The organism is Bacillus sp. JNUCC-21, from assembly GCF_041222765.1.
Taxonomy (GTDB): domain Bacteria; phylum Bacillota; class Bacilli; order Bacillales; family Bacillaceae; genus Bacillus; species Bacillus velezensis.
Genome location: NZ_CP166019.1, coordinates 1,209,239 through 1,230,003, shown reverse-complemented (window position 1 = coordinate 1,230,003; position 20,765 = coordinate 1,209,239). Strand labels below are relative to the sequence as shown.

The 20,765-nt window shown below is 46.8% G+C and carries 22 protein-coding genes and 1 pseudogene; 10 read left to right on the top strand and 13 right to left on the bottom strand.

Going from position 1 to position 20,765, the window contains the following annotated elements; genetic code table 11:
• Nucleotides 1-19 precede the first annotated feature (19 nt).
• From JNUCC21_RS06505 to JNUCC21_RS06485, 5 genes are all read right to left on the bottom strand, one after another.
• On the bottom strand, nt 20-1,405 hold the full coding sequence (locus JNUCC21_RS06505; protein ID WP_053573479.1) for an MFS transporter: 1,386 nt from the start codon (nt 1,403-1,405) through the stop codon (nt 20-22).
• A 23-nt stretch (nt 1,406-1,428) separates the two neighbouring features.
• Nucleotides 1,429-2,814: a glucuronate isomerase gene (gene uxaC, locus JNUCC21_RS06500; protein WP_369878816.1), complete on the bottom strand. Its 1,386-nt coding sequence runs from the start codon at nt 2,812-2,814 to the stop codon at nt 1,429-1,431.
• 198 nt (nt 2,815-3,012) lie between these two features.
• Nucleotides 3,013-4,191 carry an NAD(P)/FAD-dependent oxidoreductase gene (locus JNUCC21_RS06495; RefSeq protein WP_012117352.1) on the bottom strand — a complete coding sequence of 393 codons (1,179 nt, stop codon included), beginning with the start codon at nt 4,189-4,191 and terminating at the stop codon, nt 3,013-3,015.
• 39 nt (nt 4,192-4,230) lie between these two features.
• Complete coding sequence (locus JNUCC21_RS06490; RefSeq protein ID WP_003154908.1) at nt 4,231-4,647, bottom strand: DUF1641 domain-containing protein; 417 nt, start codon at nt 4,645-4,647, stop codon at nt 4,231-4,233.
• Nucleotides 4,648-5,033: 386 nt separating this feature from the next.
• Nucleotides 5,034-5,531: a cupin domain-containing protein gene (locus JNUCC21_RS06485; RefSeq protein ID WP_025284592.1), complete on the bottom strand. Its 498-nt coding sequence runs from the start codon at nt 5,529-5,531 to the stop codon at nt 5,034-5,036.
• A gap of 129 nt (nt 5,532-5,660) precedes the next feature.
• On the opposite strand from JNUCC21_RS06485, the gene JNUCC21_RS06480 reads away from it, so the two are divergent.
• From JNUCC21_RS06480 to fetB, 3 genes are read left to right on the top strand one after another with little or no spacing between them, the layout of a single operon-like run.
• The gene (locus JNUCC21_RS06480; RefSeq protein WP_039251828.1) at nt 5,661-6,644 is read left to right on the top strand and encodes a multidrug resistance efflux transporter family protein; all 984 of its coding nucleotides are present in this window, start codon (nt 5,661-5,663) and stop codon (nt 6,642-6,644) included.
• Nucleotides 6,645-6,670: 26 nt separating this feature from the next.
• Nucleotides 6,671-7,408, top strand: coding sequence for a phosphate ABC transporter ATP-binding protein (locus JNUCC21_RS06475; protein WP_025284590.1), 738 nt, complete (start codon nt 6,671-6,673; stop codon nt 7,406-7,408).
• 1 nt (nt 7,409) lies between these two features.
• Nucleotides 7,410-8,171, top strand: a complete 762-nt coding sequence (gene fetB / locus JNUCC21_RS06470) for an iron export ABC transporter permease subunit FetB (RefSeq protein WP_369878686.1) — start codon at nt 7,410-7,412, stop codon at nt 8,169-8,171.
• 25 nt (nt 8,172-8,196) lie between these two features.
• On the opposite strand, the gene JNUCC21_RS06465 is transcribed toward fetB, so the two are convergent.
• Nucleotides 8,197-9,015: a uroporphyrinogen-III synthase gene (locus JNUCC21_RS06465; RefSeq protein WP_369878685.1), complete on the bottom strand. Its 819-nt coding sequence runs from the start codon at nt 9,013-9,015 to the stop codon at nt 8,197-8,199.
• 175 nt (nt 9,016-9,190) lie between these two features.
• Between JNUCC21_RS06465 and JNUCC21_RS06460 the strand changes: the two genes are divergently transcribed.
• On the top strand, nt 9,191-9,376 hold the full coding sequence (locus JNUCC21_RS06460) for a hypothetical protein (RefSeq protein ID WP_003154919.1): 186 nt from the start codon (nt 9,191-9,193) through the stop codon (nt 9,374-9,376).
• A 42-nt stretch (nt 9,377-9,418) separates the two neighbouring features.
• Here the strand turns inward: JNUCC21_RS06460 and JNUCC21_RS06455 are convergent, their stop codons facing one another.
• From JNUCC21_RS06455 to fdhF, 4 genes are all read right to left on the bottom strand, one after another.
• Complete coding sequence (locus JNUCC21_RS06455; protein ID WP_031378841.1) at nt 9,419-10,603, bottom strand: macrolide family glycosyltransferase; 1,185 nt, start codon at nt 10,601-10,603, stop codon at nt 9,419-9,421.
• Entirely contained in the window at nt 10,600-11,820 is a 1,221-nt protein-coding gene (locus JNUCC21_RS06450) for a cytochrome P450 (RefSeq protein ID WP_015239660.1), read from the bottom strand. The genes JNUCC21_RS06455 and JNUCC21_RS06450 overlap by 4 nt, the downstream gene beginning before the upstream one ends.
• Before the next feature lie 207 nt (nt 11,821-12,027).
• Nucleotides 12,028-12,570, bottom strand: a complete 543-nt coding sequence (locus tag JNUCC21_RS06445) for a DUF1641 domain-containing protein (protein ID WP_012117344.1) — start codon at nt 12,568-12,570, stop codon at nt 12,028-12,030.
• Complete coding sequence (gene fdhF / locus JNUCC21_RS06440; RefSeq protein ID WP_369878684.1) at nt 12,563-15,520, bottom strand: formate dehydrogenase subunit alpha; 2,958 nt, start codon at nt 15,518-15,520, stop codon at nt 12,563-12,565. The genes JNUCC21_RS06445 and fdhF overlap by 8 nt, the downstream gene beginning before the upstream one ends.
• A 124-nt stretch (nt 15,521-15,644) precedes the next feature.
• Between fdhF and JNUCC21_RS06435 the strand changes: the two genes are divergently transcribed.
• The 4 genes from JNUCC21_RS06435 to JNUCC21_RS06420 all read left to right on the top strand — a co-directional run bounded on the left by JNUCC21_RS06435 (nt 15,645) and on the right by JNUCC21_RS06420 (nt 17,228).
• On the top strand, nt 15,645-16,214 hold the full coding sequence (locus JNUCC21_RS06435; protein WP_025284586.1) for a YjgB family protein: 570 nt from the start codon (nt 15,645-15,647) through the stop codon (nt 16,212-16,214).
• A gap of 97 nt (nt 16,215-16,311) precedes the next feature.
• Complete coding sequence (locus JNUCC21_RS06430; RefSeq protein ID WP_369878683.1) at nt 16,312-16,713, top strand: DUF2809 domain-containing protein; 402 nt, start codon at nt 16,312-16,314, stop codon at nt 16,711-16,713.
• Between the two features lie 43 nt (nt 16,714-16,756).
• Nucleotides 16,757-16,930, top strand: coding sequence for a YjfB family protein (locus tag JNUCC21_RS06425; RefSeq protein WP_012117340.1), 174 nt, complete (start codon nt 16,757-16,759; stop codon nt 16,928-16,930).
• 115 nt (nt 16,931-17,045) lie between these two features.
• Nucleotides 17,046-17,228 carry a hypothetical protein gene (locus JNUCC21_RS06420; RefSeq protein ID WP_072177299.1) on the top strand — a complete coding sequence of 61 codons (183 nt, stop codon included), beginning with the start codon at nt 17,046-17,048 and terminating at the stop codon, nt 17,226-17,228.
• Nucleotides 17,229-17,511: 283 nt separating this feature from the next.
• Here the strand turns inward: JNUCC21_RS06420 and JNUCC21_RS06415 are convergent.
• Nucleotides 17,512-17,908: pseudogene (locus JNUCC21_RS06415) on the bottom strand (MgtC/SapB family protein); the annotation flags it as partial.
• Between the two features lie 361 nt (nt 17,909-18,269).
• Here JNUCC21_RS06415 and JNUCC21_RS06410 point away from each other — a divergent pair.
• Together JNUCC21_RS06410 and JNUCC21_RS06405 are read left to right on the top strand one after the other, a co-directional pair.
• Nucleotides 18,270-18,695, top strand: a complete 426-nt coding sequence (locus JNUCC21_RS06410) for a MarR family winged helix-turn-helix transcriptional regulator (protein ID WP_015239656.1) — start codon at nt 18,270-18,272, stop codon at nt 18,693-18,695.
• Nucleotides 18,679-19,026, top strand: coding sequence for a DUF3147 family protein (locus JNUCC21_RS06405; RefSeq protein ID WP_122503838.1), 348 nt, complete (start codon nt 18,679-18,681; stop codon nt 19,024-19,026). Before JNUCC21_RS06410 ends, JNUCC21_RS06405 begins: the two co-directional genes overlap by 17 nt.
• Nucleotides 19,027-19,221: 195 nt before the next feature.
• Here the strand turns inward: JNUCC21_RS06405 and JNUCC21_RS06400 are convergent, their stop codons facing one another.
• Together JNUCC21_RS06400 and JNUCC21_RS06395 are read right to left on the bottom strand one after the other, a co-directional pair.
• A complete protein-coding gene (locus JNUCC21_RS06400) occupies nt 19,222-19,905 on the bottom strand; it encodes an HAD family phosphatase (RefSeq protein ID WP_124693093.1) in 684 nt (227 codons plus the stop codon).
• Nucleotides 19,906-19,922: 17 nt separating this feature from the next.
• Complete coding sequence (locus tag JNUCC21_RS06395; protein ID WP_007407321.1) at nt 19,923-20,684, bottom strand: DeoR/GlpR family DNA-binding transcription regulator; 762 nt, start codon at nt 20,682-20,684, stop codon at nt 19,923-19,925.
• Between the last annotated feature and the right edge of the window lie 81 nt (nt 20,685-20,765).

Here is a 20,765-nt window from a genome sequence, read left to right as displayed (position 1 = left end):
GTCCATAAAATCACTAAAGTTAAGGTTTTGCATGATGTAAGTCCTGAACGAGCTCGGCATGCTGCCGGTCCGTCAGTTTATACATTAAACCGATAATCAGCATGGCGCACGCTAAAGCGAAAGCCGGGTACAGCAGCAGAAGCCCTTTAATCCCGATCAGCGTGCCTTTTGTCTGAGATGCATTCGGGATATAGCCAATAACGCTCAGCCCGATGCCTGAAAGAAAACCTGATAAAGATTGGGCGAGTTTTCTGGAGAAGTTGAAAAGCGAATATGTCGTCGCCTCCTTCCGTTCACCCGTCTTCCATTCTCCGTAATCAATAATGTCCGACACGAGCGCCCACGTAATGCCGTTTGGTATGCTGATCCCGATAAAAGCAATGCTCGCTAACGCCGTAAAGATAAATACGTTTGACGGGAGACAGAAATTCAGCGCATCAGCCGCGGCGCTGACGGCGAAACCGATCATCACCGTTTGCTTTTTTCCGAAACGTTTGACGAGTTTCGGCATAAACAAAACACCTAAAAATGAAGAACCGATGATGATAAAACTCATGTAGGACATCAGCTCCGCATTGTTGAGATTGTACTGGGCGAAGTAAACAAGCATAGCGGATTTAATGTTATATGCCGATATTGAGAAAATCGTCATGAAAACGACGGTCAGAAGCGGTTTGTTGCCGATAAAGCATTTGAAAACCGACATGACGGACAGCTTTTCTTTCGGCGCTTCACGGACGATAATTCTTTCTTTGCAGTTTCGGTAGCAGATCATAAATCCCGCGATTCCGATTACGGCCATCATTCCCATGACTGCCGGGTAGCCGATGTGAACGTTATCAAAATGAACAAGAATCGGGATGACGATGACACTTGTAATGAGCAGCGCGCCGAGGGAGCCTATCTGGCGGAATGCGGAAAGCGCCGTTCTGTCCTCCGCATCCTGTGTAATGGCCGCGCCGAGGGAGCCGTACGGAATATTGACGAAAGAATAAGCGATCCCCCACAGCATGTAAGAAGCATAGGCGTACACAAGCTTCCAGGTGACGCTCACGTCCGGTGACACAAAAATCAATACGGTCATGACCGCAAGAATAATACTTCCGAATAATAAGTACGGCCTGAATTTCCCCCGAGGTCCGATCTTTTTTCTGTAGTCAATGGCCGAGCCGACAATCGGATCAGTCACAGCCGCAAACAGCTTGCTGACCAAAAAAATACTGCCGGCGAACGCTGCCGGAATGCCTGCGACATCTGTGAAAAACTTCAGCAAATAGATCTGCCCGAGATCAAACATAAATCCGTTACCAAAATCTCCAAAACCATAGGATACTTTTTCTTTCAGACTCAGCTTATGCTCCTTCACTTTTGCGGCAGGTGCTGTCACGACAGGCACATTACTCATAGGCCACCTCTTTCATTCCATTTTTAAAAGCGGAAATATTCCTCAGCATTCCGGTAACAAATTCCCTCGACAATCCTTCCTAAAAGCTCCATATCGTAAGGCGCTTCGCCTTGTTCCGCCCAGCCGCCGATCAGCGTGCAGACAAGCCGCCTGAAGTATTCATGGCGGGGGTAGGACAGGAAACTTCTTGAATCCGTCAGCATCCCGATAAACCGGCTGAACAGGCCCATGTTTGATAACGCTTTCATTTGCTGGAGCATTCCATCTTTCGTGTCATTGAACCACCAGGCTGTGCCGAATTGAATTTTCCCCGGTGTTTTCCCATCCTGAAAGCTGTTGATCATGCTGGCGATAATATAGTTGTCATTCGGATTCAAAGAATACAAAATCGTTTTAGGCAATTGCCGCTTTTTTTCGGCGGAATCTAACAGCCGGGCAAGCGGCTTTGCGATACGTTCATCATTAATTGAGTCATATCCCGTATCAGGACCGAGGCTGCTGAACTTATTTGTATTGGTATTTCTTAACGCGTTTATATGGAACTGCATCGCCCAGTCCAGTTCTGCGTAAAGACCGCAAAGATATTGCAGCGTCCGTGTTCTGAATTTCTTTTCATCTTCAAAAGATACATGCTCTCCGCTTAATCCGGCGGCAAAAATCCGGGCCGCTTCCTCTTCGGTCGTCTCGGCATAAACCATTTGATCTAACGCATGATCCGACACTCTTCCCCCGGCATTGTGAAAAAAGCGGACGCGGGATTCTAACGCATCTAAATACGATTGGTAGGTGGTGACAGCTATTCCGGAAGCGCTCTCCAGCGAACGGACCCAATCGGCAAAACCCGGGCTGCTGATGTCCAGTCCTTTGTCAGGCCGAAATCCGGGCAGCACTTGCACCGGAAAATCACTTTCTTTCAACAGTTCGTGGTATGTCAGCGCATCGGCAGGATCGTCGGTTGTGCAAATGACTTTGACATTTGATTTCAGAATGAGATCCCTTGCGCCAAACCCGTCTCCCTGCAGGAGCTCATTCGTTTTTTTCCAAATTGCCGCGGCCGTTTTTTCATTCAATACGTCATAAATGCCGAACCAGCGCTGCAGCTCTAAATGCGTCCAGCTGTACAGCGGATTGCCTATCGCCATCGGCACCGTTTTTGCCCAGGCGAAAAACTTCTCTTCATCTGAAGCGTTTCCGGTAATGCAGCGCTCTTCAATGCCGTTGGCCCTCATGATCCGCCACTTGTAGTGGTCACCGTAAAGCCATGCCTCCGTAATCGTTGCGAAGGTTTTATTTTCATAGATTTCCTTTGGGCTTAAGTGACAGTGATAATCAATGATCGGCATGTTTTCAGCGTATTCCCGGTACAGCTTTACGGCCGTTGTACTATCCAGTAAAAAATCATCATCCATAAAAGCTTTCACACTTTCATCCTCCCTCTTAAAAATGTTAACGTTAACAAAATGGTTCTTTTTTATTTTAGCTTCCTCTTTCTCACATATCAATCATTTTTATTTTATTTTTCAGAAAATTGTATCCGTTAACATTTTCATGCAAAAAAAAGACACTGCCGAGAAAGTCCGGCAATGTCTTCTGTGTGATCTTAAGGATTAGTAAGCGAGGCTGAATAATCCTTTGATATGTGTTAAATAACGTACGTTACTTGCTTCTTTCATTAAAGATGCCGGAAGACCTTTCAGCGGAGTAGAGTTCGCTCCGATGATGGCAACCGCGTCTTTACGTCCGAGGCTTGCAAGCGTACCAGAGTTTACAGGCTTGAATGTTTCAAGCGTTTTTCCTTCTAAGTAAGCGAACAGGTTGTAACCCACAAGTTCACCCATCTGCCAAGCGATTTGCGCTGTCGGCGGGTACGGACGGCCGTCCGGCGCAAAGTATACAGCGCTGTCTCCGACAACGAATACATCTTCGTGAGAAGTAGATTGTAAGAAATCGTTAACCGTCGCACGTCCGCGGTTCACTTCAAGGCCGGATTCGCCGACTAACGGGTTGCCTTGTACGCCGCCTGTCCATACAAATGTGTTGGCAACGACTTTTGAACCGTCTTTCAGATCAATAACGTTTCCTTCAACATTTGTAACAGGAAGACCTGTTAAGAACTCAACGCCGCGTTTTTCAAGACTTTTTGTCGCGCGTTCGATAAGGTCATCAGGAAGAACAGGAAGAATTTTCGGACCTGCTTCTACTAATTTCAGTTTGATTGCTTTCGGATCTACGCCGTATTTTTTCGTAAGGTTCGGCATGATGTCAGCAAGCTCACCGACAAGCTCGACGCCTGTTAAGCCGCCGCCGCCGATAAGGATTGTTGCATCAGCTTCGTTTTTCGTTTTAGCGTATTCACGCACACGGTCTTCCACGTGTTTGTATACTTTGTTGGCATCAGCCGCAGATTTCAGCACCATGCTGTTTTCTTCGAGTCCAGGAATGCCGAAATAAGCCGTAACAGAACCAAGTCCGACAACAAGCGCGTCATAAGTCAGCTTAGAACCGTCAGAAAGGGCAACTTCTTTCTTATCAACTGAGAAAGAATTGACTTCTGCGATTTTGATGTCGACGTCTTTTCCTTTCAGAAGTTTTTCAAGCGGCATAGCAACAGCCTGTTCAGACACGTTGCCGGCTGCAAGGCGGTGCAGTTCCGTAATGATTTGGTGAGTCGGGTATTTGTTCACAACGGTTACGCGTGCTTCATCTTTACTGTAATGTTTGCGAACGGTTAAAGCAGAAAGAACTCCGCCGTAACCAGCGCCTAAAATGACAATATGTTTTGACATCGTATATCCTCCGTCCTTTATATCAATTTGAATCTGAGATTATTTTTGTTTTTCGTTCATGATTTCAAGATAGCTGTTAGCAAAACGGAACAGCTTTTGAGCTTGAGGATCTTTCAGCATGCGCAGCAGGCCGAAAAGTCCGATCGTTTCATTGCTTGCATCCGCGCGGTCTTTTGCTTCGATCGCAGTAGCCGCCACTTCTTTCGCTGTTTCTTTCACCGGCTCAAGAATTTCTGTAAGCGCACCCACTGTATCGCTCTTCAATACTTCGTCTGTCGCTACAGACTGTGCAAAATCATAAGACTTCGTTAAAATATTTACTAACTCAGTCAGTTTTGGAAGCTGATCCACTAAAACAGTCAGTGATTCTTGAACTTCAGGTTTTAGCAGCTGATCAATAAGATCGCGTTGGCCTTGGCTGACAGATGCATTTGTTTGATCGATTGTTTCTGGCATATCCGATTCTCCTTTACTATAAGCAGTATGCTGATTTTTTTGGAAAGGGTAGCCTTTCCCCCTTCATGCAGAAAAGCATGAAAAAGCAAGATTGTGAATTCATGCACAATCATTTACAAAAATAAATGTTTACTACCCAGTTTTTCACTTTGCCATATCCAGTATTATTTTTATATCAACAAAAACAATTGAATAAGTCAAAATTTCTTTTTCCTCTCTGAAAATAGCAAACATAAAAAACCCCAATTTGATTTACTCTTATATAATAACACTTTTTGAACAAAATTTGAACGTGAATTGTTTCGTTTATGAAATTATTTATATGGCGGGGGTGTAATAACGTTTCTTTTAGGCTATTTTTTTACAGACCATCCGCTTTTCCACTGTCATTTTTCCCACAATTTTAATAGCGGGCCCGTTTTTCCCGTAAAGGGGTCGCATTCCGGGAGGGGGACACGGCTGATTTCTTCTGAAGTTCTATCATTTTTCTCCGTTTTTGTATCGTACTGCCGGCCGCCCGGATAAGCCCCGATCACGGTAAAATCAAAACTGCCCGACAGTTTTTTATGTCCGGTGCCGGCCGGAATGACCGCTGCGTCCCCCGTTTGAAGAACGGCATCCGCTCCTTGTTCCCCGCCGAACCTCAAAACCGCGTTTCCTTTTACCGCGACAAGAACTTCGTGCGTGGTGCTGTGAAAATGGTGATACGGAAATACTCCGCCCGTCCAGCTGTTCGACCAATCGTGCCGGCTGAGGACGGACTCTGCTTTCTGCACCGTTTCTTCATTAAATACCGCTTTATAAATAACAAGCGGAAGATTCGGGTTATTCGGAATGCGGCCGTCATCTTCAAAATAAAGCACTTGAATATCCTCTTTCTGCATTGTTTTCACCTCCGTATATGTCTGTTTCCCATTCATCATTTGTTAAAACGCTATTTTCTCATATTCCATTGCGAAGCCTGCCGGTGAATAGTATAGTATAAAAAAATATGTGTCAAAATGAGGGATTTAATGAAAGCCATCGTGATCGGAATATTGGCATCTCTGTTTTTTGCAGTCACATTTATTTTAAACAGGGCGATGGAGCTTTCCGGCGGAAGCTGGATGTGGAGCTCTTCCCTGCGTTTTCTTTTTATGGTTCCGTTTTTATTTTTGATCGTTTATGCGAAAGGAAAATGGGCGCCGCTCTGGCATGAAATCCGGAAAAAACCGTTTTTTTGGCTGAAGTGGAGTTTTACCGGGTTCGTGCTTTTTTATGCCCCGATTACGTTTGCGGCGGCATATGGGCCGGGCTGGCTGATCGCCGGCACGTGGCAGATTACAATTGTCGCGGGTGTGCTTCTGTCGCCGTTTTTCTACGAAACAAAAAATTCACCGGCGGGCCCGGTTTCCGCCAGACAAAAGATCCCGCTGATTTCGCTGGTTACTTCCGTCATCATCCTGATCGGAGCCGGTCTGATTCAGCTTCAGCATGCGGGTTCTCTGTCCGGCCGCACGATACTATTCAGCGTGGTGCCGGTCGTCATCGCCGCTTTTGCCTATCCGCTCGGCAACCGCAAAATGCTGGAACAATACGGCGGAAAACTCGATACGTTTCAGCGGGTGCTCGGCATGACGCTCGCAAGCCTTCCGTTTTGGCTTTTGATCGCCGCTTTCGGCTGGCATAGAGACGGGCTTCCGTCAATGGGACAGACATTCCAATCCTTTATCGTCGCACTCAGCTCTGGCGTTATCGCAACAGTATTATTTTTCCGCGCCACCGATATGGTGAGGAATGAGCCGCAGAAGCTCGCTGCTGTTGAAGCGACGCAGTCCGGAGAGGTTCTTTTTGCACTGATCGGCGAAATCGTCTTTTTATCCGCGGCGTTTCCGTCACTTCTTTCATTTGCCGGACTGTTCATTATTATTGCGGGAATGGTCATGCATACATTCGCTTCCCGGCAGACAGACCAGAAAACGGCTGAGCAAACGTCAGCCAATCTCACCGGTTCCTGATTTTTTTACGAAAGGTGTCCTCCTGTATGAAAGAAGAAATTCCGGCAATATCTTTTCTGTCAGCCGGCAAACGCTTTGAACAAAACAATACGTCCTTTGATGTCCTAAGCCGTGTAACCGGACATATTCAAAAAGGTTCTATCACGGCGTTGATAGGCCCTTCCGGCGCGGGAAAAAGCACATTGCTGTCACTGTGCAATCTGATGAATACACCTGATGAAGGGGAAGTGCTTGTATTCGGAAAAGAAATAAGACACTGGGACATCAGAGAGCTCAGAAAAACCGCGGGCCTTGCATTTCAATCAGCTCCCGTCCTCGAGGGAACGGTGCGGGACAACCTTCTGCTCGCAGAAAAACTCCACGGGGCACAGCACTATACGCCTGAAGAGCTCGCAGATTTTACAGACCTTCCGCGCGTGCTTCTGGATCGAAATGCAAAAGAATTATCCGGAGGCCAGCGGCAGAAGCTCTCATTAGCGCGAACTCTCGCCGGACTGCCGTCCATCCTGCTGCTGGATGAAATCACCTCGGCGCTGGACCCGTCATCCGTTCTCATCATTGAGAAACTGATTACGAAACTCCATCGGCAAAAACAGCTGACGGTCCTGTGGATCACCCATAACCTTGAACAAGCGGAACGGTTATCCGATACGGTATGGTTTATGGCTGAGGGTCGGCTTTTAGAGACCGCGGAAACGAAAACGTTCTTTAAGGAACCGAAACACGAAAAGGCCCGGGCGCTTTTACAAGGGAGCGGGTGCTGATATGAATGATCTTTCTCTGTTATTGACAAGTATATTTGTCATTATCGCTTTATTCCTGTCTAAATCTTTTAAAGCCGGCGTCGAAAAGGATATGATCGTCGCAACCGTCAGGGCCGTCATTCAACTTCTCATCATCGGCTATGTGCTGTCATTGATTTTTCGCGGTGATCACCCGATATTTATCATATTCATGGTGCTTCTCATGCTCACGGCCGCTTCGCACAATGTCTCCAAACGGAAAAAAATGCGGATCGGCTCATTTTGGCGCGTTTTTCTGACACTGGCGATCGCGGAAACCGTGACGCAGGGACTTTTACTGACCCTTCACATCATTCCGTTCACTTCAAGATATGTCATTCCGATAAGCGGCATGGTCATCGGAAACTCCATGGTGCTCTCAAGCCTGTTTTTAAGCAGGCTCAGTTCGGAAGCAGACCTGCGGAAAGAAGAAATCCAGCTGATTCTCTCTCTCGGAGGAACGCCTAAGCAGGCCGTCCGGCAGATATTGACGTCCAGTATGAAGCTCAGTATGATCCCGACGCTTGAAAGCCAGAAAACATTGGGTCTCGTTCAGCTTCCCGGCATGATGACGGGGCAGATTTTAGCGGGGGCTGATCCGATACAGGCGGTGCGCTTTCAGCTGCTGATCGTTTTTACAACGATGGCCTCCGCTCTTCTTACATGTATCATACTCAGCGCCTTGACATATCCTTCCCTTTTCACGGAACACTGGCAATTAAAAAAATTCAGCAGGGAAGCGTAGGCTTTTTTCCCTGCTGAATGATGGTCTATGACAAGGTCAGAGATTCATAGTAACGGGATAATTCAATAATCATCGCTCCCATCCGCTCAATGTCCGGAGCAAGGACCCTCTTTACCCCTTCATCCCGGATCGCTTCAGCCGTCACTTTGCCGACTGCGGCGGCAAGCACTTGTTTTTCGAATGCCTGCTGCAATTCTTTTGTGATCCCTTTTTCTTTTGCATAATCAAAGAGAGAGCGCACTTGAATGGCTGTTGTAAAACATACGGCATCGACCTCTCCGTTTAACAGCTCTCCCAGCAGTTTATCAACCGTCTCCCTTTCAGGCGGAATATGCTGATACGGCAGAACAGGGAATACCTCCGCTCCGTTTTTCTCAAGGAACTCCGTTAAGACCGGCGCTTTTTCGCCATGAAGCTGTATCATGACTTTTTTATCTTTAAAGTCAAATCGTTCCAAGGAGCGGATCAGCCCTCTTGTTGTACCGTCTTCATCTGAGGCATGCGGCGTGATGCCGAGCTTTTTTAAGGCCGCATATGTTTTATAGCCTCTGCAGCCGATTTTCGCTTCATGAACGGCCGCTAAAAATTCTTCTTTCAGACCGATTTTTTCCGATACCGACAATAACGTTTCCGTACCGATGCCTGTGGTGAATATTACCCAGTCGGCTTTTTGCCCGGCAAATGTTCTTACGTCGGGTTCAATTTGATCCTCCGCCAGGTATACGGTTCCTTGGAGGGAACGGACGACCGCCGTTCCGCCCTGCTTTTCTATTAATCTTGTGATCTCTTCTGTTTTCCGCGAACCGCCGATGGCAATCCGTTTCCTGTTCAATCCTTTTCCCATCGCTGTTTTCTTCTTCCCTTCAGATGCCGGGCGCCCTATGGCAGGCCGTCATTTATTTCTATTATTGTTACGCAATCAGCCGGGAAAATCAAGCTATGCTCCCGTTGAATCCCCCGTGCAGTTGCTGTATCATTAACCGGGCAGAACGATTTGATTCGCGGAGGGATTTTCAATCATGGAAACAAAAAAAGAGTTCGAGACAAAAGGATACGATACTTCGGTCATTTATGAGTTCAATGAATATCCTGATGTTCACAGCGGCCGATGTGACAATTGCGACTACACGCTGTTTAAAAGCTCAGTGAAGGGCGGAAAATTTTTGAGGGAATGCCGGAGATGCGGCATGAAGAAAAACATATAACAAAACAGGCAGCCGTCTTCCGGTGCGCTGCCTGTTTCTCAATCAATTTTCGACGGCCGCCGTTTTCAAAAATTCTTCAATGGCGCAAACAGCCTGTTTGGGGCCGCCGGTTTCTTCTATTTTCTGCTGCATGCTTTTCACGCGGCTGAGGATGTTTTTATCGCCGTATACGTTCTGAACGTCTTTTTGCAAACGGGCCACAGTGACTTCTTTCGGCGGCAGATGCACGCCAAGCCCCAATTCATCCACACGCTTTGCGGTGACCTCTTGTTCGTGCATTTGCGGAACGACAACGAGCGGGACACCCGCATTCATCGCCTCCATTGTACTGTTCATCCCGCCGTGAGATACGAACAGCTTTGCTTTCTCCAGCACATCAAGCTGAGGAACGTGCTGGCGGATGATAAAGTGATCGGGGACATCCGAAAAACTTTCCGGATCAATTGTTGTGCCGACTGACATAATAACCCGCCAGTCCGAGTCCCGAAACGCGTCAATACACATCTGGTAAAATTCAGGCCAGGCGTTAAACGCCGTTCCCAGTGAGATGAGCATAAGCGGACGGTCATCGGCTGCATCAATTTCCAGACTTCCCGTATTTGTGCGTTCTCCAAGAGACGGACCCACAAAACAGAAACGTTCGTCAAAGGTTTCCTGTTTCGGCTGAAAGGCTCTTGGCATAAAGACGATATTCAGTTTTTCAGGCATAAAAAATTCTTCCATTGTCATCCGTTTCAATTGTTCATTTTCAATCTGCTCCTGGTATTCTTCTATCGCCTGTTTGGCCGCTTCCAGTGTTTCTTCGTCTCTTCCTAATTGAAAATACTCATTCATTGCATAGCTCGGGCAGAACTTTACGGCCGGGATGCCGCCATTATCCGCAAACAATTTTCCGGCAAGAGCTAAAAAATCAAACAGGACGATGTCAGGAAGGTCGTCTTTGTACAGCTCTTCCAGCTGCGGAAGCACTTCAACCGCTTCTTCCAGAAACATCACAAACGCGTCATTTTTATTTACCCGTTCTTTTATCGTCTCCGGGTCCGCCTTTATGCTTGTGCGGTATAAAACGGGAATGGCGCCCGTTTTGGCAACGGAAGCTTCGAATTCCTCAGTCGTAGCGAATGTCACTTTATACCCGCGATTGACAAGTTCCTCGGCTACGGGCAGCGTGGGATTGACATGACCGTGAGCGGCCACATTAATAATGGCGATATGTGTTTTTCTCATCTTTTTTCTTCTCCCTTATTTTCGTTTATCTCCGCTTCTAAAGACTCCAGCCCGTACATGACACTGTTTCGGATCGGCTCAATCCGAACAGGCTCAAGGTGTGAAAAGGCTTTTACAATTCCTTTCAGCGCGACTTCCGCTTCAAGTCTGGCAAGCGGAGCGCCTAAGCAGAAGTGTACGCCGAATCCGAAGGAAAGGTGCGGATTCGATTGGCGATGAATATCAAATACGCCCGCCTTCTCAAATTTGTTTTCATCACGGTTGGCAGATGCAACGTAGCAGAGAACGATCTCCCCGCTTTTCAAGCGGCGTCCGCGCAGTTCAGTGTCGTGCCGGACCGTCCTTCTGACAAACGGAGCGGGAGCGCGAAAACGCAGCGTTTCTTCCACCGTTTGCGCGATGAGAGAAGGGTCCTGTCTCAGTTCGTCATAAAGGCCGGGCGTCTCTAATATGCTGTAAACCGCATTTGAAATGAGATTAGTCGTTGTTTCATTTCCCGCCACTAAAAGCAGGTTGCAAAACGGGATCAGATCTTCTGCCGTGAGCTTCTCTCCCTCTTCTTCCTCTTTTATCAAAATAGAAATAATGTCTTGGCCGGGCTGTTTTCGTTTGCTTTCTATTATTTCCGCAAAAAACGCCGCCAGCTCCGCCTCACATTGGTCACGTTCCTGCTGATTTTTCTCCGCCGCTTCAGGGCTCGCATCTTTCGGCATGCTGACGAGAATGTCCGACCATTTTTTAAACTGATCCATACGTTCGGACGGAACGCCTAATAATTCTGAAATCACCATGACCGGCAAAGGGTAAGAGAGATCTTTAACGATATCAATCCGCCCTTTGTTCTTTGCCTGTTTCAGGAGATGATCGGTAATGTCTTTAATTCGCGGCTCCCATTCCTTCAAGACGCGGGGAGTGAAAGCGCGATTGACGGCGGATCTGATTTGGGTATGCTTCGGCGGGTCCATATTCAGCATGGACTTTGCAATCGAGCTTTTCACATCAGTCATGAGGCTTGAGAACGTCTCTTTATCACTGATGACTTTTTTGACATCATCGTATAAAAACACACTCCAAACCTTCGTTTCTTCATCAAAGTGTATAGGGCTTTCCCGTCTCATTTTTTCGTACCAAGGAAAAGGGTTGTATACGTCCAGGCCGTTTTTTCCTTTCATCAGGGTTCTTTGGATGGCTTGTCTCGTGCTCCTCAGCTTACTCATGTTTCATCACTCCTGATTGTTTCATATTTGAATAGTTGACGTACCTTGAATTTTATCCTAGCACATATTTTCAATTTTTTTCTATTCATAACCTTAACTATTAACATAACACAACAAAAGTCATGAATCCGGAGGTGAAATTTCTCCCAAGAAAACAGCAGAAGCGCACAAAAAACCCGAGCCTTCGGCCAGGCTCGGGAGATATGTTCACTCATTCGTCTGCGGTTTCTGGTGCTGCTTTTGGTCTTCAGGAGGCTGCGTATTTCTTTCCATATCGTCCGTATCAGCGCCCATGCCTTTCAGGAAAGAAAACAGCAGAGTGACGGCCTTGTTGATTTCCGGGTCTTTTAAAGCGCGGACGATATCAAAATACCCGGTCTTCCTGCCGCTGTCTTTTTCCTCGACGGCCTTTGTGACCCCCGCATTGATTTTAACGATAAACGGCTCAAGCTGTTTTACATCGAGCATGCCGAGAACGCCGCTTAACAACAGGAGATTTTTCAGCATATTGGCCGTTTCCGGAGTATTCGCCTTCTTCACGAGGATATCCATCACTTTGTCTCCCTGGCCGAAGAGCCCGCGCAGAAGCGCCAAAACGCCGCGCTCGTTCATGTGCTGAAGAATGTGCAGAGATTCCAAAATCGCGTCTTTATTTCGTAAAAGAGCCGTCTCGATCTCTTCTAAGTCCTTTTTTCGTTTGTCTTCTTCTGTGACGGTCTGTTTTCGGATGCCGCTGATTGCTTTAGCCATTTTGCTGTTTCCCCCTTTTTACGGCGTCTCCCGGAAATACATAATCTTTACGCGCCCATTTCCGATCAACCCGGACACCGATCTGCGGCTGCGGGTTTCCGTAACGGAAATTGATTTTCGGAAGCGGATTAACGCCTTCTTTTTTCAAAATCTCCATCTTCGCTGATGTTTCTTTATAAGCCGGTGTATCGGTATCCTTATCGGCATAGCTGCTTGTCAAAAGGTTAATGGCGGCGTCTTTTGAATCGTTCATCGGAAGATAGACTTGTTTGCCTTTTACCCTGTCTGTGATGACGCATTTGACTTTCACATTTCCGTACGGTGATGTCAGACGGACAAGCGTTCCGTCTTCCAGCCCTCTTTCTTCGGCGAGTTCGGGCGAGACCTCAAGGAACACACTCGGTGTTTTTTCGGATATTCCTTTTGATCGGTAAGTCAGATTCCCTTCGTGAAAATGCTCGAGCAGCCGCCCATTATTCACATGGATATCATATTCTTCACCAAATTCTTTCGGCTCGGTCCACTGAACGGGATATAGAATCGCTTTGCCGTCTGAAAACGGGAACTTATCCGTAAATAAAAGCGGTGAATCGGTTCCGTCCGCTGCAACCGGCCATTGCAGTGAATTGTAGCCTTCGAGACGTTCGTAAGTGACGCCTGCGTAGAGCGGCGAAAGCATTGCCGCTTCTTCCATAATGTCTGCCGGATGTTCATAGTGCCAATCAGCGCCCAGACGGTTGGCGATGTCCGTAATGATCTGCCAATCAGGCTTTGAATCGCCCAGCGGTTCAAACACTTTGTAAAGGCGCTGCACCCTCCGTTCCGTATTCGTAAACGTCCCTTCTTTTTCAAGGCTCGGGCTTGCCGGAAGCACGACATCGGCGAACTCGGCCGTACGCGAAAGAAAGATATCCTGCACAACGAAGAAATCAAGCTTTTCAAATGCGGCATGAACATGGTTAATATTGGAGTCGACAAGCCCCATTTCTTCTCCGTTTAAGTACATGGACTTCAGTTTTCCTGAGTGGATGCCTTCGATCATTTCATGATTTGTCATTCCGATTTCTTTCGGCAGGTCTGTTCCCCAGCCCTGCTCATACTTTTTGCGGGCTTTTTCATCCGTTACTTTTTCATAACCGGGGAAGCTGTCAGGCATACTGCCGAAATCACTGGCTCCCTGCACGTTATTATGGCCCCGAAGCGGATATGAGCCTGCGCCGGGCTTGCCGTAATTTCCGGTCACAAGAAGCATGTTGGAAATGGCCGTGCTCGTATCACTACCTCCGATATGCTGGGTGACCCCCATCGCCCACAGTGCGCACACGCTGCCGGCTTCATGAATCATCCGGGCCACTTTGATTAGGGTATCCTTGTCCACACCGGTATGTTTTTCCGCATATTCCATTGTATAAGGTTCAAGGCTTTTCACGAATTCATCTAATCCGTTCACTCTCTCCTTCAGAAATGCAGTATCCGCGAAATCGTGATCAAGCAGATATTTCGATACGGCATTCAGCCAGACAATATCTGATCCGGCACGCGGCTGGAAAAACACATCGGAGCGCTCGGCCATTTCATGTTTTCGCAAGTCAGCGACGACGAGCTTCTGTCCGTGCAGTTTATGAGAACGTTTAATGCGTGTGGACAGGACGGGGTGAGACTCAGACGTATTTGAGCCGATAATCAGCACGAGCTCAGCTTTTTCTATATCTGTAATCGACCCTGAATCACCGCCGTATCCGACCGTTCTGAACAATCCGGCCGTGGCGGGAGACTGGCAGTAGCGGGAGCAGTTGTCGACATTATTTGTGCCGATGACGGCTCTGGCAAGCTTCTGCATCACGTATGATTCTTCATTCGTGCATTTGGAAGATGTGATAAAGGCAAGTGCGTCCGGGCCGAAATGTTCTTTTATATCGGTAAATTTATCAGCGATCAGCTGCAGCGCTTCATCCCATTCCGCCTCCCGAAACGAGTCTCCTTCCCGGATAAGCGGTTTGGTAAGGCGCTTTTCACTATTGACGAAATCCCAGCCGAATTTCCCTTTCACACACGTCGAAATGCCATTTGCTGGCGCCTCGGCCTGAGGCTCGACCTTTAAAATGTCTCTTCCTTTTGTCCATATATCAAAACTGCATCCGACACCGCAGTAAGTGCATACGGTTTTCGTTTTTTTGATTCTTTCATCCCGCATGGCCGATTCCATGTCCGATATGGCCAAAATCGATCCGTACCCGGTTTCGACCCCTTTTGTGATGTCAATCATCGGCCGAAGCGTCTCTTGGTTAATGCCTGTTAAATACCCCGCTTCGCCTTCCATGCCTTTTTCCATCATGGCATTGCACGGACATACCGTCGAGCAATGTCCGCAGGAAACACATGATGATTCATTGATCGGCACATCCTGATCCCAAATGACCCGCGGGCGTTTCCGCTCCCAATCAATGCTTAACGTTTCGGTTACCTGTACGTCCTGACAGGCTTCGACGCAGCGTCCGCACAAAATGCACTGGTCGGGATCATATCGGTAAAACGGATTTGATTCATCTTTAGGATACGGTTTTTGATCGAACGGAATGCTTTGATGATTGATTTTCATTTCCTTTACGGTATTATGTACTTCGCAGCTCCCATTGTTGTAATCACAGACCGTGCAGTACAATTCATGGTTGTGCAAAATGTTGTCCATGCCGATAATCTGCGCTTTTTTCACATCGGACGAAAGCGTATCGATGACATCTCCGTCCTTTATTTGCGCGGAACACGAACGCACCAGTTCCCCGTTAACATTGACGATACAGGTATCGCACGTTTCAATCGGCCCGAGACTCGGATGATAACACACGTGCGGCACGTCAATTGAACTATTGTTCAAAAGCTGCAAAACGGTTTGGCCGTCCGGCGCTTCCATTTCAACCCCATTGATTGTAACTTTCTTTGTACCAGCCATTTTCTTTTCCCCTTTCTGTACCCCTCTATACATCCTCTATGATTCCCAGCCGGCCTTTCACTAAAACATCTCGTTTATCTCAGGAAACATACGGGTATGAGCGGTAAAAAGGAGGCGTTCACATATGTTGAAGAAAAAAACACTCGCCACGGGATTATCGGCAGTGATGCTCACGGGATGCGCATTCGGCGCAGAAGCATTTTCGGTTATACAGCCCGTCCATGCCGCAGCCGCTTCAAAAACGGAAAATCAACGTGCACAAGAACTGGTGAACAGCCTTTACCAATCGGCGTTTAAAGGGGAAATGCCGCAAAATGTGAGAGGCCTGAAAATCAACCAAAGCACAAGACAGGACGTTTACGATAAAATCGGCGAGCCGGAACAAAAAGCAGACAGCCGCAATCCATTTGATTTATACAGCTGGAACATGGGAAACCCCGGTTATGGATTTTCCTATCATAAAAACGGAAAAATCTCGGAAATACGCTATTTCGGAACAGGGGTTGAGCGGCGCTTAAACCTCGGCAGCGTCACACCTGACGTCTTAAGCAAACAAATCGGCAGCGCTGACAAAATCCTGACAGTGCCAAAAACGGGCGAAACAGATTACGTCTACCATACGGGGCAGTATGAGCTCCGCTTCGTCATCGGCAGTGACCAAAAAGCAGACCACGTCAACCTAAAAGCCAGATAACGCAAAAAAAGCGGCCTCCCGGGCCGTTTTTTCATAGACAGCTTTTCCGTCGTTCCTTACAATACATGGGAGTACAAAAAAAGGGGAACAGTGTGAAGTGAATAGACATCCATTGACATACGGAATATGTACCGTTTTTATCATCGCCCTCGGTTTGCTGTCCAGAACCGCATACATCACCGCCCTATTGCCCGGCATCATAAACGCTTATTTAGGAGATGCCTTGTGGGCGGCAATGATTTTTACAGGATTCGGGCTTTTATTTCGGCACATCCGGACGGAAACAGCCGCATTTTTGAGCCTCTCGTTTTGCTGTCTGATTGAATGCACCCAGCTGTATCACGCGCCTTGGATTGACGCAATCAGAAGCAGCACGCTCGGCGGGCTGATCCTCGGCTGGCAATTTGTCTGGAGTGACATTTTCGCCTATACCCTCGGGGTATGCGCTGCCGCATTTTTAGAATGGGCCGTAAAAAGAAACCGCCAGTCCCCTTCATAATCGGAGCATGCCGCCGATATGAAGGGATAAGGAGGTGGAAGCTATGGATATCCCTGCGTTATCAATCGCTATGCACCAAGCATCTCTGGCGCAGAATGTAAATATCGCTTTAACAAAAACGGTCATGCAGCATGCACAGGCTGCGGCGGAAGAAACAGTGAAAATGCTGCCGTCCCAGCACCCGACTGCCGGACATTCAATTGATGTGAAAGTGTAAAAAAAGATGCCGGATGATAACCGGCGTCTTTTTTTTTTGCCCGTTGTACGTACACCATACCCGGCATACAGGAATAAGGTAAACGGAACCAACATTTGAAAAGGAGGTTTTCCTCTTGTACGATCCTTTCTATCATGAATACACAGCCGAGAGCCACGAACGGGTGCCATATCATTATCCGCGGCCGCCTTATTATTTCCCAAGACCATATCCATACTATCCGCGGCCGCCTTATTATTTCCCAAGACCGTATCCATACTATCCGCGGCCGTATATCCCGTTCTATCCCTGGTATTAATGTTTGAAAAGAAATGACTGCAGACAGGAGGCTTCCCCTGTCTGCTATTCAACTTTGACCGACAGAATATACGGGAGAGCTTGAACTTTTTCCATTACCGCCGCTTTCCCGCTTTTGCTTTTCACCCTTCCCTTCACTTCAAGCACCGCCTTATTCAATTCATAGGACGTAATAAGAATTCCTTTTTCCTCAAGAGAAGTTAAAATATCATGCATGACGGCTTTCTCCTCAATCCTGAAACTGACAGACAAAGAATGCGCCGCCGGTTTAAACAGAAAATTTAACAGTTCAAGCCCGATTAACGCCAAAATCGTGCCGCTGATGCCGATGACATACATACCTGCCCCGATCGTCAGCCCGATGCCCGACGTAGCCCAAATCCCCGCGGCCGTCGTAAGCCCCCGCACGACATGCCGCTGCAAAATAATCGTGCCGGCTCCTAAAAATCCGACGCCGCTGACGACCTGCGCCGCCACCCGGCTCGGATCAAAGGACGTATGGCTGTTGGATAACAAATCAAAAAAGCCGTATTTGGAAACGATCATCATCAAGGCGCTGCCGACGGCCACTAAAAAATGCGTCCTCAAACCGGCTTCCTTCGCCCTGAATTCTCTCTCCAATCCAATAAGAGCCCCAAGCAGACCCGCAACCGCCAGACGAATCACAAAATCAAGTTCCATCCGTCTCTCTCCTTTCCTTATCTTCTTACCCGCTTTTTATCCCCCGTATCTTTTTCTATCAGCACAAGACTGCCCTGCTGAAAAAAACTGCATTTGAATATATACTTTGGTTCTTTATCATATTGTCAGTGCCCTTATTTATATGCGGAAGGTATTAAGCTGGCGTTTCCAAAATAAAGGAAATAACTTATTGAGAGTATATGAAACAAGTTTATTCGTTGAAGCTGCGGCCGCTTGTCTCTTCCAATCTTCTAAAAACAGAACGAATGCCGCTCCCTCATACTCAAAAATTGCTTTCAATCCGCAAAAATATATCGTAACATAAGATATAATCTTAATAAACGATAGAAGGTGGATGATAATGTCAAACGAAATCATGCGATTAAATGACCTCTGGACAGATATTTATTACCGGCTCCGTTATCAGCACCATGAAAAAATCACTCACCAAGGTGTACGGATTCTGCAAGTCATTCAAAAAGAGAAGGCAGTCGGAATAAAAGACATTGCCGAAGCGATTCAAGTATCACATAATACCGCTTCGGAACATATAAAGCGGTTACTGCAGAAAAAGTACGTTTATAAAACCAGAAGTGTTGAGGATGAGCGGAAAGTCATTTTAAAACTTACCAGTTTGGGGGCGGATGTCCTTTACCGGCATTCCGGTCTTGATGAAGAAAAGCTTAAACAGCTTCTTTTTGACAGCATGAATAATGAAGAAAGAACACTTGTCCTAAAAGCATTCAGTTTGATGAAGGAGCGTGCTGAAGATGTTTACGATCGTTAAAATCATTGTCTCCGCTGCTATTATTGGGATTATCACTGAAATATCAAGAAGAAGCCCCAGTTATGGAGGTATAATAGCGGCTTTACCAATTGTCAGTATGCTGAGCATGGTTTGGCTGTACATCCAAGGCGAAACGAAGGAGACATTAAGTCATTTGGCATTCAGCGTGGCTTCCGGCATCCCCTCCACAGTCATTATGCTGGTCATTATCGGCATCGCTCTTCGCCATTCACTGTCTTTCATTGCCGCATCAGGGCTTGGACTTACAGGATGGCTGGTTTTCTTGTATGCTCAGGATTTTATCGTAAAACATATAAACAGTCAGCAATAAGCACCTTAGCGCTTCTTTGTAAATACGAGGAAATAAAAAAAACAGGGATACCCCTGTCTTAAAAGTGACTCCGATTAAAAAGCGAAACCCCTTTCTTCACGAGAAGCAGACACCGCCGAACACAAAAACATCCCGTGTTGCGAACGGAGTCCGCAGCCTGTACAGCCATATCGCCATGAAGAACCGGCTGATCTCTCAAACAGAATGTCCGGCAATCACCTCAAAAAACGAGGTGAAATCTGTCAGTATCCCGTCATCCGCCAGCTGTTTTTCTTCAAATAGCGCGCGGTTTTTTCCAAGCGGGTCAATGGCCATAATCTTGCCTGCACCTGCTTTTTTCGCCGCTGTGAGCCCCGAAAAGGCATCTTCAATGACTAAGCAATCTTCAGGTCTGAGGCCTAACTTTTCCGATGCGATGAGAAAAATATCCGGCGCCGGTTTTCCGGGGAAGCTCCCGTCATCAAACGTGACTTTGTCAAAATCAAACCACCGATCCAACTGAAAGACGTCAAAGTAAAACTCGACATTTTCCTTTACCGTAGCCGTGGCAATGGTCATTGGCGTTTCTGATTTTTTCAGATGGTTCAATACGCCGGTCAGTCCCTTCGTCAGCTTTAACTCATCTTTGTTTTCAAGGCATAATTCTCTGTAGTAGGCTTCTTTTTCAAAAGACAGCTTCTTGATTTCTTCATTTGTTAAATCGCCGGAAATAAAATACGTCAGGATTTCACTGTTTGTTCTCCCGTGAATGTTAACGAAAATCTCTTCATCAGAAATGGTTTTCGGCGCGTATTTTTTCACCATGAAAAACCATGCTTTTTCGTGCAGATGCGAATCTTGAAACATCGTGCCGTTAAAATCAAAAATAACCCCTTTCATTGAACCGCCCGCCTTTTTTATTTTTTTGCGATTTTGACATCTACATATTGCTCGTAATGAATTTGAACATCTTTCATCACTTTATCATCCGTAATCAGATAATCCATATCATGTAAGTTATAGAACACGTAAAAATCTTCCCGGTTGAATTTTTTATTATCCGCCAGCAAAAATTTCGTCCGCGAATTATTCAGCGCGATTTGATGAGCTTCCCCTTCTTCAATGCTGTAAGAAGAAATCTCATCATTATGTATGCCGTTGGCGCTGATGAAGGCTTTCGTAAAATTGAATTTCTGCAGATTGCCGTTCACGATGGGCCCGACGAAGGCACCGGTATTTTTTCGGAAATCGCCGCCAATCAGGATGGTATCCGCAGTGTCACCATGTTTTAAAATATCAAATACGGGATAGTTGTTTGTGATAATCCTGATTCGCTTATGCAGCAGGTGTTTGGCTAAAAGTTCAATCGTCGTGCCGGGCCCTAAAAAAACGGTATCGCCGTCATTTACATATGAAGCTGCGAGTTCCGCGATCTTCCCCTTCTCATCCATTTGAACACCCAGTTTTTCATTATGCGATAATTCGTGATCAATGGAATAAGATATGCTCTGTGCGCCTCCGTGAATACGTACGATTTTTCCGGCCTTATCCAGCTCGTCCAGATCTCTTCTCACTGTCATATCAGAAACATCCAGTTCATCGATAATATCACTCACCGTAATAAACCCCCGCGAGTTTACGATATCGATGATTTTTAAAAGACGCTCTTTTTTTAACATGTTCAATCATCCCCTCAACTTTACACACAATCTAACACACCGCGGCTATCCGGTCAACAAAAACAAACACTAACAAACAAC

Excerpts from the sequence above, each read along its gene's own strand:
- JNUCC21_RS06505 (WP_053573479.1), bottom strand. The coding sequence starts at position 1,405 with ATGAGTAATGTGCCTGTCGTGACAGCACCTGCCGCAAAAGTGAAGGAG.
- uxaC (WP_369878816.1), bottom strand. The coding sequence starts at position 2,814 with ATGGATGATGATTTTTTACTGGATAGTACAACGGCCGTAAAGCTGTAC.
- JNUCC21_RS06495 (WP_012117352.1), bottom strand. The coding sequence starts at position 4,191 with ATGTCAAAACATATTGTCATTTTAGGCGCTGGTTACGGCGGAGTTCTT.
- JNUCC21_RS06490 (WP_003154908.1), bottom strand. The coding sequence starts at position 4,647 with ATGCCAGAAACAATCGATCAAACAAATGCATCTGTCAGCCAAGGCCAA.
- JNUCC21_RS06485 (WP_025284592.1), bottom strand. The coding sequence starts at position 5,531 with ATGCAGAAAGAGGATATTCAAGTGCTTTATTTTGAAGATGACGGCCGC.
- JNUCC21_RS06480 (WP_039251828.1), top strand. The coding sequence starts at position 5,661 with ATGAAAGCCATCGTGATCGGAATATTGGCATCTCTGTTTTTTGCAGTC.
- JNUCC21_RS06475 (WP_025284590.1), top strand. The coding sequence starts at position 6,671 with ATGAAAGAAGAAATTCCGGCAATATCTTTTCTGTCAGCCGGCAAACGC.
- fetB (WP_369878686.1), top strand. The coding sequence starts at position 7,410 with ATGAATGATCTTTCTCTGTTATTGACAAGTATATTTGTCATTATCGCT.
- JNUCC21_RS06465 (WP_369878685.1), bottom strand. The coding sequence starts at position 9,015 with ATGGGAAAAGGATTGAACAGGAAACGGATTGCCATCGGCGGTTCGCGG.
- JNUCC21_RS06460 (WP_003154919.1), top strand. The coding sequence starts at position 9,191 with ATGGAAACAAAAAAAGAGTTCGAGACAAAAGGATACGATACTTCGGTC.
- JNUCC21_RS06455 (WP_031378841.1), bottom strand. The coding sequence starts at position 10,603 with ATGAGAAAAACACATATCGCCATTATTAATGTGGCCGCTCACGGTCAT.
- JNUCC21_RS06450 (WP_015239660.1), bottom strand. The coding sequence starts at position 11,820 with ATGAGTAAGCTGAGGAGCACGAGACAAGCCATCCAAAGAACCCTGATG.
- JNUCC21_RS06445 (WP_012117344.1), bottom strand. The coding sequence starts at position 12,570 with ATGGCTAAAGCAATCAGCGGCATCCGAAAACAGACCGTCACAGAAGAA.
- fdhF (WP_369878684.1), bottom strand. The coding sequence starts at position 15,520 with ATGGCTGGTACAAAGAAAGTTACAATCAATGGGGTTGAAATGGAAGCG.
- JNUCC21_RS06435 (WP_025284586.1), top strand. The coding sequence starts at position 15,645 with ATGTTGAAGAAAAAAACACTCGCCACGGGATTATCGGCAGTGATGCTC.
- JNUCC21_RS06425 (WP_012117340.1), top strand. The coding sequence starts at position 16,757 with ATGGATATCCCTGCGTTATCAATCGCTATGCACCAAGCATCTCTGGCG.
- JNUCC21_RS06410 (WP_015239656.1), top strand. The coding sequence starts at position 18,270 with ATGTCAAACGAAATCATGCGATTAAATGACCTCTGGACAGATATTTAT.
- JNUCC21_RS06405 (WP_122503838.1), top strand. The coding sequence starts at position 18,679 with ATGTTTACGATCGTTAAAATCATTGTCTCCGCTGCTATTATTGGGATT.
- JNUCC21_RS06400 (WP_124693093.1), bottom strand. The coding sequence starts at position 19,905 with ATGAAAGGGGTTATTTTTGATTTTAACGGCACGATGTTTCAAGATTCG.
- JNUCC21_RS06395 (WP_007407321.1), bottom strand. The coding sequence starts at position 20,684 with ATGTTAAAAAAAGAGCGTCTTTTAAAAATCATCGATATCGTAAACTCG.